11 protein-coding genes are annotated in these 10,255 nt (G+C 59.0%); 7 read left to right on the forward strand and 4 right to left on the reverse strand.

Annotated elements, in window-relative coordinates; translation table 11 throughout:
- The coding region (gene betI / locus VGP75_RS15745) for a transcriptional regulator BetI (protein WP_327544564.1) at window positions 1–326 on the reverse strand (326 nt) is incomplete at its 3' end.
- A gap of 81 nt (window positions 327–407) precedes the next feature.
- Here betI and choX point away from each other — a divergent pair.
- The 3 genes from choX to choV are packed head-to-tail and all read left to right on the forward strand — an operon-like array spanning window position 408 to window position 3,232.
- On the forward strand, window positions 408–1,331 hold the full coding sequence (gene choX / locus VGP75_RS15750; protein WP_327544565.1) for a choline ABC transporter substrate-binding protein: 924 nt from the start codon (window positions 408–410) through the stop codon (window positions 1,329–1,331).
- A 57-nt stretch (window positions 1,332–1,388) separates the two neighbouring features.
- On the forward strand, window positions 1,389–2,222 hold the full coding sequence (gene choW / locus VGP75_RS15755) for a choline ABC transporter permease subunit (protein WP_327544566.1): 834 nt from the start codon (window positions 1,389–1,391) through the stop codon (window positions 2,220–2,222).
- Window positions 2,219–3,232, forward strand: a complete 1,014-nt coding sequence (choV, locus tag VGP75_RS15760; protein WP_327544567.1) for a choline ABC transporter ATP-binding protein — start codon at window positions 2,219–2,221, stop codon at window positions 3,230–3,232. Before choW ends, choV begins: the two co-directional genes overlap by 4 nt.
- Window positions 3,233–3,273: 41 nt before the next feature.
- On the opposite strand, the gene VGP75_RS15765 is transcribed toward choV, so the two are convergent.
- Entirely contained in the window at window positions 3,274–4,176 is a 903-nt protein-coding gene (locus VGP75_RS15765) for a DMT family transporter (protein WP_327544568.1), read from the reverse strand.
- 86 nt (window positions 4,177–4,262) lie between these two features.
- Between VGP75_RS15765 and VGP75_RS15770 the strand changes: the two genes are divergently transcribed.
- The 4 genes from VGP75_RS15770 (at window position 4,263) to VGP75_RS15785 (ending at window position 8,591) form a co-directional block, all read left to right on the forward strand.
- Complete coding sequence (locus VGP75_RS15770; RefSeq protein ID WP_327544569.1) at window positions 4,263–5,078, forward strand: TIGR00282 family metallophosphoesterase; 816 nt, start codon at window positions 4,263–4,265, stop codon at window positions 5,076–5,078.
- Window positions 5,075–5,995, forward strand: a complete 921-nt coding sequence (locus VGP75_RS15775) for a DMT family transporter (RefSeq protein ID WP_327544570.1) — start codon at window positions 5,075–5,077, stop codon at window positions 5,993–5,995. Before VGP75_RS15770 ends, VGP75_RS15775 begins: the two co-directional genes overlap by 4 nt.
- Window positions 5,988–7,769, forward strand: coding sequence for an SLC13 family permease (locus VGP75_RS15780; protein ID WP_327544571.1), 1,782 nt, complete (start codon window positions 5,988–5,990; stop codon window positions 7,767–7,769). Before VGP75_RS15775 ends, VGP75_RS15780 begins: the two co-directional genes overlap by 8 nt.
- A 72-nt stretch (window positions 7,770–7,841) precedes the next feature.
- On the forward strand, window positions 7,842–8,591 hold the full coding sequence (locus tag VGP75_RS15785) for a YebC/PmpR family DNA-binding transcriptional regulator (RefSeq protein WP_327544572.1): 750 nt from the start codon (window positions 7,842–7,844) through the stop codon (window positions 8,589–8,591).
- A gap of 3 nt (window positions 8,592–8,594) precedes the next feature.
- Here VGP75_RS15785 and VGP75_RS15790 read toward each other — a convergent pair whose 3' ends face one another.
- Window positions 8,595–9,134 (reverse strand): 5-formyltetrahydrofolate cyclo-ligase, encoded by a 540-nt coding sequence (locus tag VGP75_RS15790; RefSeq protein ID WP_327544573.1) that lies wholly within the window; start codon window positions 9,132–9,134, stop codon window positions 8,595–8,597.
- Window positions 9,134–10,255 (reverse strand): magnesium transporter (gene mgtE / locus VGP75_RS15795; protein ID WP_327544574.1); only part of this gene is annotated, 1,122 nt, incomplete at its 5' end. The genes VGP75_RS15790 and mgtE, both read right to left, overlap by 1 nt.

Below are 10,255 nucleotides of genomic sequence, written 5' to 3' on the forward strand. Positions count from 1 at the left end.
TTCAGCCATGCGGCAATCACCTCAGGCTGGAAGTTGTTTGCAGTAAACCCCGCGCGAACAATCGCTTCCAACCGCTCTTTATGGCCTTTGGCCTGCTTCAGCGCGCTGCATACTTCGGATCTGTATTCTGAAAGCGTATGGCGCATGGCGGCCAGAAAGATCTGCTCCTTGCCGCCAAAATAGTGATGCGCCAGTGCTGACGACATGCCCGCACGCTTAGCAATATTGCTTACCGTCACGTCCAGATTCCCGACTGCACCGATTTCGTCAATCGTGGCTTTCACTAAGGCCGCGCGGCGGATAGGCTCCATTCCAAGCTTGGGCATCATTCCCTCTTTATCGGTGAGTCCAGGCAGATAAATGGTTCTTTATTGACTCGTCAATCAAGAAAAAACTGGGAGAACGACATGAAATTGAAATCAACTCTTTCCGTGCTGGCCATCTGCGCCGCTGCACCGGCCTTGGCAGACTGTGATACGGTGACCTTCTCTGATGTGGGCTGGACCGACATCACCGCAACGACAGCCGCGACAACTGTCGTGCTGGAAGCGCTTGGATATGACACCGACATCAAGGTGCTTTCTGTGCCTGTGACATATATCTCGCTCGCCGAAGGCGACGTGGATGTGTTCCTTGGCAACTGGATGCCCACCATGGAAGCCGATATCGCACCTTACCGCGAAGCGGGCACTGTCGATACCGTCCGCGCGAACCTTGAAGGTGCGAAATATACGCTGGCTGTGAACCGTGCCGCTGCCGATATGGGGATCGCCACTTTTGCCGATATCGCGGCAAATGCGGACGCGCTGGAGGGCAAGATCTACGGCATCGAGCCCGGCAATGATGGCAACCGTCTGATCATGGATATGATCGCGGCTGACGCATTCGGCCTCAGTGATTTCGAAGTCGTCGAAAGCTCTGAACAGGGCATGCTCGCACAGGTCGACCGTGCCTCTGGCCGCGATGAGCCGATTGTGTTTCTGGGCTGGGAACCCCACCCGATGAACGCCAACTTCGATATGTCCTATCTGGAAGGCGGCGATGACTGGTTTGGCCCCAACCTTGGCGGTGCAACCGTCTTTACCAACACATCTGCAGGTTTTGTGGACAGCTGCCCCAATGTCGGGACGCTTCTGACCAATCTTGAATTCTCGCTCGCCATGGAAAATGAAATCATGGGCGCGATCCTGAATGACGGGGCCGATCCTGCGGATGCCGCGACCGCATGGTTGAAAGCCAACCCTGATGCCTATGTGGCCTGGCTCGACGGTGTGACCACCAAAGACGGTGGTGACGCGGTCACAGCCGTGAACGCCGCCTTGGGCATGTAAGACGACTTTGACAGGCCCCCACGCGGGGCCTGTCACATTTAAGACGGAAGGTGCGGCATGGACTGGCTGACGGAGAACAAAATCCCGATTGGAGCATGGGCGAAATCCATCTTTGATTGGATGAACAACAACCTCAGCTTCTTTTTTGACTGGCTGTCCGACACGATGGAGGCGCTGATCGACGCGATCCTCTGGGTGCTCGAAACGCCACATCCGTTCTTCATTATCGCCGCTTTCGCAGGCCTCACTTGGCTGCTGCAACGCAACTGGAAAACACCGCTCTTTATCGTGGTCGGGTTCCTGTTCATCCTGAATCAAGACTACTGGGAAGAGACCATGCAGTCTCTGACCCTCGTGTTGTCGGCCTGTGTCGTCTGCATGGGGATCGGGGTACCTGTGGGGATTGCCGCCGCACATCGCCCGCGCCTCTATCGCGCGATGGTGCCGGTGCTGGACCTGATGCAGACCCTGCCCACCTTTGTTTACCTCATCCCCGCGATTGTGTTTTTCGGGATCGGCATGGTGCCCGGCCTGATCGCAACCGTCATCTTTGTGCTGCCAGCACCAATCCGTCTGACCTACCTCGGCGTCGCCTCAACCCCCACGCCGCTCTTGGAAGCCGCCCAAGCCTTTGGTGCCACCAAACACCAAGTGCTCTTCAAGGTTGAACTGCCCTCGGCCATGCCGCAAATCATGGCGGGGCTGAACCAAACCATCATGCTTTCGCTGTCGATGGTGGTCATCGCGGCCCTCGTCGGGGCGAGCGGCCTTGGCGTGCCGGTGATCCGCGCGCTGAACACGGTGAATACCTCTCTCGGGTTTGAAAGCGGCTTTGTCATCGTCGTTGTCGCCATCATGCTGGACCGGATGCTGCGGGTGAAATCGAAATGAATGCTGTTGAATTTGATAACGTCTCGATCGTCTTCGGCGCCCGCCCTGAAACCGCCCTGCCCTTGATGGACGAAGGGCTTGAGCGCCCCGAAATTCGCGAAAAAACAGATCAGATTCTGGGCGTGCATAATTGTTCGCTGAATGTCAAAGCGGGCGAAATACTCGTTCTGATGGGGCTGTCGGGGTCAGGGAAGTCAACCTTGCTGCGCGCGGTCAACGGCCTGAACCCAGTGATCCGTGGCGAGGTCCGCATTTTTGATGGCGACTGGACCTGTGATGTCGTGAACTGTTCGCCCAACGACCTGCGGCGGGTGCGGCGGGAATGCGTGTCGATGGTCTTCCAGCAATTCGGCCTGCTGCCATGGCGGACCGTGCGCGATAACGTGGGCCTCGGGCTTGAACGGGCGGGGATGGAGCCCGCCGCACGGCGTGCCCGCGTCGATCAGGAGCTCGAGATGGTGGGGCTGGCCGACCGTGCCGATGCGCTGGTCGGTGAACTCTCAGGCGGGATGCAACAGCGCGTGGGCCTTGCACGCGCCTTTGCGACCGATGCGCCGATCCTATTGATGGATGAACCCTTCTCGGCGCTAGATCCGCTGATCCGCACCCGCCTGCAAGACGAGTTGCTGGAACTGCAAAAGCAGCGCGGGCGTACAATCATCTTTGTCAGCCACGATCTGGATGAAGCCTTCAAAATCGGCAATCGCATCGCCATCATGGAAGGTGGGCGGATTGTCCAATGCGGCACCCCGCGAGAGATTTTCACCAATCCGGCCAATGGTTATGTCGCGGAATTCGTGGCCCATATGAACCCGCTGGGCGTGCTGACCGCCTGTGATGTGATGACAGACGGCACCGCAGAGGGGGCCGCAATTGATGTAGAAACTCCCGTGCAGGAGATCATAGACCGGATTGACGGCACTGGGTTGCAGGTCACGGAAAACGGCAAGCCTGTCGGTGTCGTCACCCAGGCGTCTCTGCTTGCAAGGCTCAGCCCGCAGGCGGACTAAGCCCCTATTTTCCATGTCTCTTCAAACTTCCGCCGGAGGCATCACACCTTCGTCGCAGGCACAGCGGGCGTTATGTTACGCCGCGCCACAGCCTCGCGCCACGTGATGAAACTGACCGAGGCCATAATCACCGCACCACCGAAGATGACCCAGCCGTCGACAGCCTCACCGAACATCACAGCCCCGAGCAAAACCGCCCAGACCAGTTGCAGAAACGTCACAGGTTGCGTCACGGTCAGTGGTGCAGCGGCAAAAGCTAGCGTCATCGCATAGTGCCCCGCGGTCGCAAAACAGGCGACCAGAAACAACCATCCGAGTTGCGGTAGGGTGGGTGTCACCCACACCGCAAAGGCAAAGGGTGCCAGACCCACGGTCACCGTGATCGACAGCATACCGACAACCACAGGGGCCGACACCTCGCCCGAAAGCTGCTTGGCGATCAGATAGCCGATCGCAAAAAACACCGCCGTCCCCAGCATCGCGATATGGCCGATCTCCACCTCACGCACGCCGGGGCGCAGGATGATCACTGCCCCGATCAGCGCCATGATGACGGCCGCCAGACGCCGCGGCGGCAGACGTTCACCCAAAAACAGCGCAGCACCCAAAGAGACATAGACCGGCGAGAGATAGTTCATCGCCGTCACCTCAGCGATGGGAATCCGCGCCATGGCAAAGAACCACAGGATCACCGCCAATGTGTGGACAGCCCCACGCGCCCAGAAGAGCTTTTTCTGCCGCCCCGTCAGATGCGCCGCCAGAATGGGCCGGATCATAGGCAGCAAAAACACCAGCCCTAGCACATACCGCAAGAATGCAGCCTGTGCTGCCGGCACATCATCGCCCACATGTTTGACCACGGCGGTGACCGCCACGAACATCAGGCCGGTCACGACCATCCAGAAGATACCGGCCACCGGACGGGATTGCGCTTTTGTTTCCATGTGCCATCCGTTGCACCGGAACGCGCCAAAGGCAAGCGCGCAGAAACCGCTGGATGAATGCGCGCAAGCGCCGTAACAACGCAAGGATGAAGATACTCTTTCTTGGCGATGTGATGGGCCGCGCGGGCCGTGCTGCGATTACCACCCACCTGCCCCGTTTACGGGCCGCGTGGAAGCTGGATTTTGTGGTGGTGAATGGCGAAAACGCAACCTCTGGCATGGGGCTTTCGGGCGATCACGCAAACCTGCTGCTGGATGCGGGCGCGGATGTTGTGACCTTGGGCGACCATGCCTTCGACCAAAAGGACATGCTGGGCTTTATTGAGAAAGAACAGCGGGTTATCCGCCCGATAAACTATTCAAAGGCCGCCCCCGGTGTCGGTGCGCGGGTTTTCAACGCACCCGGCGGGCGCAAGGTTCTGGTGGCACAGGTGCTGGGTCAGGTGTTCATGAAACGCCCCTTTGATGATCCGTTTTCAGCGCTGGACGCCCTCTTGCGCCAGTACCCGATGGGCGGTCAGGTGGCGGCCAGCCTGATTGACATTCACTGCGAAGCAACCTCCGAAAAAATGGCCGTCGGTCATTTCTGTGATGGTCGCGCGAGCATTGTTGTCGGCACCCACACCCATGTGCCCACAGGCGACGCGATGATCCTGTCCGGCGGCACCGCCTATATGACCGATGCGGGCATGTGCGGTGACTATAACTCTGTCATCGGCATGGAAAAGACCGAACCCCTGCGCCGGTTTATCACCGGTATGCCGAAATCACGCTTCACGCCTGCGGCAGAAGAAGCGACACTCTCTGGCCTGTACGTCGAGACCGACAATATGACCGGCAAAGCCACCAGAGTGGAGATGGTGCGCCAGGGCGGGCGACTGTCACAGGCGGGCCCTGCATGATGTCGGAACGCGCGCGGCTGACGGGTTTCCTGTTGCTGCTGGGATGTGGATGGGGGCTGACGACGCCGTTGATCAAGATCACGGTAACGGCAGGGTATCAACCTTTTGGCATCATTTTCTGGCAAATGCTGATTGGTGCCGTTCTCTTGGGTGTGGTGCGCTGGCGCCAGCTTGGGCGTATGCCCTTCACAGCCAAGACGCTCGCTGTCTGGCTGATGATCGCAACGATCGGCACACTTATTCCCGGCACAGCGAGCTATCGCGCGGCCTTTCATCTGCCCTCTGGTATTATGTCGATTGTGATTGCCACGATCCCGATGATGGCCTTTCCGATTGCTTTGGCATTGGGCAACGATCATTTCTCGTTCCGCCGTTTGGGGGGCCTCTGCCTTGGCCTGATCGGCGTCGGCCTGATCGCCCTGCCCGAGGCCAGCCTGCCGGAGCGGGCGATGATCGCCTTTCTGCCTTTGGCGCTGGTCGCACCCTTTTGTTATGCCTGCGAGGGCAACATCGTGGCCCGCTGGGGCACAGCCGGCCTTGATCCGTTTCAGGCCCTGTTCGGGGCATCGGCCATTGGCACGGTGATTGCGCTGCCGCTGGCGCTTGGATCGGGACAGTTCTTTGTGCCGACGTCCCCCTTCATCTTGGCGGATTTTGCGCTCTTGGTTGGATCAATCGTGCATGTACTGGTCTATGTGGGCTATGTCTGGCTCATTGCGCGCGCGGGATCAGTGTTTGCGGGTCAGGTCAGCTATGTTGTGACGGGTTCGGGCGTCTTCTGGGCGATGCTGCTCTTGGGCGAAACCTATAGCATCTGGGTCTGGCTGGCGCTGTTGTGCATGGCCATTGGGCTGAGCCTTGTACAACCACGGCTTGCGGCACGTCCGACACTGCGCGAAAATAAAGTCCATGGATAGTTTTCTGTCACTCACACAAACGCAAAGCGCCATACTGACGATGGCCGTCGTGCTGGGCATGTTTATCATGTTCTTGCGCGAAGTTTATCCCACCGAAGTCGTGGCCATGATCGGGGTTTCGATCCTGCTGGCCACGGGTGTCCTGCCTTATGAGGCGGCAGTGGCCGCCTTTGCCAACCCTGCCCCTTGGACGATTGCGGCAATGTTTATTATTGTCGGCGCTCTCGTGCGCACAGGTGCCCTGAATGCACTGACCCAACTGGCCGAGCGGCAGGCCAAGGTCAGCCCTGCGCGTGCGATTGGCGGGGGGCTCGTCTTTGTCGCTGTCGCGAGTGCGATCATGAACAACACACCGCTCGTTGTTGTGATGATCCCCGTCTTTGTCCAACTCGCACGATCGCTGGGCACCTCTGCATCGAAATTGCTGATCCCGCTCAGCTATGCCGCGATTGTGGGCGGCACCATGACGCTTTTGGGGACATCGACGAACCTTTTGGTGGATGGGGTCGCGCGGGCATCGGGGCTTGCGCCCTTTGGGATCCTCGAGATCTTCCCGATCGGTATCGTGGTGGTGCTGTGGACCTTTACATATCTCTATTTCATGGCCCCTCGCCTGCTACCCGACCGGCAGAGCATGGCGACAATGCTCTCGGACCGGTCCAAGAAGAAATTCTTTTCCGAGGCCGTCATCCCACCCGACAGCAACCTGATCGGGCGTGAAGTCATGGGGGTGCAACTGTTCAAGCGGGATGGCGTGCGCCTGATCGACGTGGTGCGGGGGGATCAATCGCTGCGCCGCAATCTGAAGAATGTCACACTCCAGGTGGGCGACCGCATCGTTTTGCGCACCGAGATGACCGAGCTTCTGTCGCTGCAAAACAACAAGGAGTTGCGGCGCGTCGATCAGCTTTCCGCCGTGGAGACAAAGACCGTCGAGGTCCTGATCACGCCGAACTGCAAGATGGTGAATCGCCGGCTTGGGTCAATGCGCCTGCGGCGGCGTTATGCGGTTTATCCGCTGGCGTTGCACCGGCGGAACGCCAACATCAGCGCGCAAATCGACGATATCGTCATTCGTGTCGGTGATACGATCCTGCTGGAAGGTGCCCCCGAGGACATCCAGCGTCTGGCCGAGGATATGAACCTTGGCGATGTGTCCGAAGCGTCCCAGCGCGCCTATCGCCGTGGTCATGCGCCAGTGGCGATTGGCGTCCTGTTGGGCGTTGTCACGCTGGCAGCCCTTGGTGTGGCCCCGATCCTGATGCTCGCGATGCTAGGTGTCACGGTTGTCTTGATGACCGGCTGCATTGATGCGGATGAGGCGTTTTCTCATATTGATGGCCGCCTGCTCGCGCTGATTTTCGCAATGCTGGGCGTGGGCTCGGCGTTGCAATCCTCGGGTGCCGTAGAGATGATTGCCGACACCTTGTCGCCTGTGATGCTCGTGATGCCACCCTTCCTTGTGGTGCTGTCCGTCTACCTGCTCTCCAGCATCCTGACCGAACTTGTCTCCAATAACGCGGTCGCCGTCGTCATGACACCGATTGCCATCGGTCTGGCCAGCGCCCTTGGCGTTGATCCGCGCCCCTTGGTCGTGGCCGTCATGATCGCCGCCAGTGCAAGCTTTGCCACGCCCATCGGCTATCAGACCAATACTTTGGTTTACGGCCCCGGCGGGTATAAATTCTCGGACTTTCTGAAATTCGGCATCCCGCTGAACCTGTCGCTGGCGCCGATTGTTTCCTTTGTAATCCCCTTTATCTGGCCACTTTAGACGGGGTTGCGGCGGCCATGGTGCTTGCCGTATAGAAGCGCAGATCAAGGCGTTATCACACGAGGTTTTCCGATGGCTGGCCACTCCAAATGGGCAAATATTCAGCACCGCAAAGGGCGGCAGGATAAACTGCGCTCCAAGCTGTTTTCCAAGCTTGCCAAGGAAATCACTGTGGCCGCCAAAATGGGCGATCCGGACCCCGATAAGAACCCGCGTCTGCGTCTGGCTGTCAAAGAGGCCAAATCAAGCTCTGTCCCCAAGGACGTGATCGACCGCGCGATCAAGAAATCGCAAGGTGGCGACGCGGAAAACTATGATGAAATCCGCTACGAGGGCTATGGCCCCAACGGTGTGGCCGTGATCGTCGAAGCGATGACCGACAACCGCAACCGCACCGCATCAACCGTGCGTTCGACCTTTTCCAAGAACGGCGGCAACCTTGGTGAAACAGGGTCTGTCGGGTTCATGTTCGACCGCAAGGGTCAGGTTGTTTACCCTGCCTCTGTGGGCGACGCCGATACCGTGATGATGGCCGCAATCGAGGCCGGTGCCGAAGACGTGCAAAGCGATGACGAAAACCACGTCATTATCTGCGCTGACACAGACCTGAATGAGGTGGCGAACGCGCTGGAAGCTGAACTTGGCGAAAGCGAAAGCACCAAGCTGATCTGGCAGCCAAACATCACGACCGAGGTTGACCTGGAAGGTCTGACCAAGCTGATGAAGCTTCTTGATACGCTGGAAGAAGACGATGACGTGCAGCGTGTCACCGCCAATTTTGAAGCCTCGGATGAGGTCATGGCGGCGTTCTCGGAAAGCTAACTGCTAGGGCGTGATTACGCCCGTTTCCGTCACAATCAGATCAAGCGGTTGGTCTGTCGGCTCCAACGGCAGACCCTCATCTTCCTGCGCGCCATAGGCAAAGCCAATCGCCATCGTGGGTTGCGCCGCGCGCAGGGCCTCCAGCGTCCGGTCATAGAACCCGCCACCATAGCCCAGACGCCCGCCCCTGCGGTCAAAGGCAACCAGCGGCACAATCAGGATTTGCGGGATCATCCAATCGCCTGCCTCGGGGATCATCGCGCCGAATGCGCCTTCGATCATGGCGCAATCAGGCTCCCACAGCCGAAACTGTAGCGGCTGCCCTGCCCCGATAATGACAGGCACACCGACAGGCCCATGGGCTGCGGCCTCTTCCATGGCGGGGGTCGGATCAATCTCGGTCCGCATCGCCATATAGCCTGCCAGCGGCACGCCGCGAAATCCGGCAAGCACTTCACTCAGATATCCGGCCGCTGCAATATGCGGGTTATGGGCCGTTTTGCGCCGCGCAAAAGCAGCGGTACGGGCGGCGGATTTATCCATCAGAGCAACCACATCGCAGCAAGGCCGAGGAAGGCGAAAAAGCCCACCACATCGGTCACGGTGGTCACGAAAGCACCCGAGGCAAGGGCGGGGTCGATCCCCATCTTTTCCAAAAGCACAGGGATCACGGTACCCGCCAGACCGGCCACAACCATATTGATGACCATCGCCACAGCAATGACGACGCCCAGCATCGGCGAGCCGAACCAGACGACGCCGACGACCCCCATCACGACGGCAAAGATCAGGCCGTTGATCAGGCCCACCAGAACCTCACGTTTGATCACGCGCCAGACGTTGGCAGTGGTCAGATCGCGGGTCGCCAGCGCACGCACCGCGACCGTCAGCGATTGGGTGCCGGCATTCCCGCCCATCGAGGCGACGATGGGCATCAGAACGGCAAGCGCCACAAGTCCCGCGATGGTTTCTTCAAAGAGCGAAATCACCAATGACGCAAAAATCGCCGTCAACAGGTTCACCGCCAGCCACGGAAAACGCGACTTGGTGGTAGCGATTACGCGGTCCGACAGGCTGCCTTCACCGACACCGGCCAGACGCAGAATATCTTCCTCGGCTTCTTCCTCAAGAAACATCATCGCATCATCAATGGTGATGACACCGACGATCCGGTCGTCATTATCCACCACGGGTGCCGTGATCATGTGATAGTGGTTGATGGCCTGCGCCACCTCTTCCACATCCTGTTCAACATGGAATGTCCGGAACGTATCTTCCTTGAGATCGCGCAGCAGCGTGTCGCGCGGGTGGCTCAGCACACGACCCAAGGTGACATAGCCCAGCGCCTTGAGGCGCGGATCAACCAGAATGACATGATAAAACTGGTCGGGCAGCACCACATCCGAGCGCAGATAGTCAATCATCTCGCCCACGGTCCAATGCTCTGGTGCGCGCACCAGTTCGGACTGCATGTGGCGGCCAGCGGATTCTTCGGGGTAGGACAGCGCCTGTTCGACAACCACACGGTCGCTGGCATCCAGCGCATCCAGAACTGCCTCTGTCTGCGTGTCATCAAGGTATTCGACAAGGTCGACAACATCGTCGCTTTCCAGATCACGCACCGCATCGGCCAGTTCTTCCGGATCAAGCTGGCCGATCACCTC

Source organism: Yoonia sp., from assembly GCF_036007805.1.
Taxonomy (GTDB): Bacteria; Pseudomonadota; Alphaproteobacteria; order Rhodobacterales; family Rhodobacteraceae; genus Yoonia.